Genomic DNA, 1,845 nt, shown 5'->3' with positions numbered 1-1,845 from the left:
CCCCGCCGCCTCGACGCCTCGCGGCCGGCTGGACAGTTCCGGGTCTTGCCGGTCAGGGCCTCGGTCGGCTCATGCCGGCCGCCCACCCCCCGGACCTACGAGATGAACCCCATCAGACCCCTCGCACAACAGAGCCAGCGTGGAGGCGCATCCCGGTCCAGTCCGGTTGCGCGGCTGGCCGAGATACATTTTTATCGCCGACGCCAGGGCTCGACCACAAAGAGCGATGCCCTCGGCCGCCCCGCAACCGACAGCTATGGCCTCGCGCTGCGCCACAGCGAGGGCCTGACCGGTCCGTAGGGCAATCTTCGGGAGAACTCCTCCCGTGGAGGAACGACATTTCACGGGTTGACGCTGGATGCGGACCCGCCTAGTTCCGGCACCGAGCGGGCCGTTAGCTCAGTTGGTAGAGCAACTGACTTTTAATCAGTTGGTCGCTGGTTCGAGTCCAGCACGGCTCACCATGTTTCTTGTGCTGAACTGTGAGTTACGTTTGCCTTGTTGCGAGCGGGCCACTTCTGAGCGCTCCCAGGGTCACTTTTTCGGTTTGTCCCTTTGATCGTACTGGCGAGAAGCGTGTCACTTGGCCTGTCCCCAGGAGTGGAGACGAGTGCCTCAGCATTCCACCCGCTCGGATCTGATTGGATCAACGTTTCGGTTGCGCATTCCGCATGGGGAACAACCGGGAGGCGGTGCCGAGAGCTTCAACCGTCGGCATGAAGCGACTTTTCTCTCAACAATGGCTCTGTACGTCCTGCTATAGTGTTTTCTTTACGGCACAAATGGGGCACACCCGCGGCACCTCGCGGGTCAGTGAACACGCGAGAGCAGTAGCAACTGGATGGGAGTATCACATGCTCAGCAAACTAAAGGTGGCGGGATTGGCAGCAGCGATGCTGGTGGCTCCTGTTGCGGCCACGGCCACAACCTTTGTGTCGCCGGGAGGCAGCTACGATCTCCTGGCGGACGATTACTTCTTCAACGGCCAGTTCGCGATTGGCGACACGGGCAACACCTACACCTTCTCCTTCGTCAACACCTCGAGCACTGCTGCCTTGGCCAACGTGGGCGCCACTGTTCAGCAGGTCTCAGCCGCCTTCGCGGGCGGGGTGTCGTTCACCTGGGGCTCTGAAGGACCGTTCTCAATCGCTCAGGACGACACGGACGGCTTCGAGAGCGAGGTTCTGGTGGCCGCTGGCCAGACGATCGATCTGATCCTCAGCTTCGGGAACGTGATCGATACGGGGAAGAGAGCGGGTGGCACGGCTGACATCGATTTCGCCGTTGAAGCTGCGGTGATCCCGGTGCCGGCTGCGGGTCTGCTGCTGCTGACGGCTATGGGTGGCCTGGCTTTGGCACGCCGTCGCAAGACGGACGCCTGACATACAAAATCTAGCTGGCGGGGGCCGTCCTACATGGGACGGCCCTTTGTCATTGCAGAACGTGATGGGACGGGAAGGCGGAGCGGCTAGCAGATGGACGGAGCCCGCCTGCGCCATCCCTGTGGTATACATGTCAGATCCCCCACGTCCGTTCAGGCGGCAACCTGGGCCTGCGGGTCGCCAGCACCGGCGTGAAGATGGCAGGCGAGGGTGAGTGGCAGGGCCGCCGCCAGGGTCCTGGCCGTCGGAGAGAATGGCGCAAGGTGCATCTGGCCCTGGACGCGGCCAAGGGGGACATCCGGGCCGTCGAGGCCACGCCCAGCCGCGAGGGCGACAGCCCAGTGCCGCCCGATCTGCTGGCGCATCCCAGCCGATCGACGCCGTCACGGCCGAGGGCGCCTACGACGCCCGGACCTGTCACAGCGTCATCGCCGGGCGGTGCGGCACAGCCACCATCCCGGTC

1 protein-coding gene, 1 tRNA gene and 1 pseudogene are annotated in these 1,845 nt (G+C 63.8%); all 3 read left to right on the top strand.

Annotated elements, in window-relative coordinates; all coding sequences use genetic code 11:
• Nucleotides 1–388: 388 nt before the first annotated feature.
• Nucleotides 389–464, top strand: a tRNA-Lys gene (locus FHG71_RS23175).
• 390 nt (nucleotides 465–854) lie between these two features.
• Nucleotides 855–1,382: a VPLPA-CTERM sorting domain-containing protein gene (locus FHG71_RS23170; RefSeq protein ID WP_176559612.1), complete on the top strand. Its 528-nt coding sequence runs from the start codon at nucleotides 855–857 to the stop codon at nucleotides 1,380–1,382.
• 134 nt (nucleotides 1,383–1,516) lie between these two features.
• Nucleotides 1,517–1,845, top strand: a pseudogene (locus FHG71_RS23165) (transposase); the annotation flags it as partial.

The sequence above is a fragment of the Rubellimicrobium roseum genome (assembly GCF_006152145.1).
GTDB lineage: Bacteria > Pseudomonadota > Alphaproteobacteria > Rhodobacterales > Rhodobacteraceae > Rubellimicrobium > Rubellimicrobium roseum.
This window is presented reverse-complemented; position numbering and strand designations above follow the sequence as displayed.

Coding starts and splice junctions, on each gene's coding strand:
- FHG71_RS23170 (WP_176559612.1), top strand. CDS start 855: ATGCTCAGCAAACTAAAGGTGGCGGGATTGGCAGCAGCGATGCTGGTG.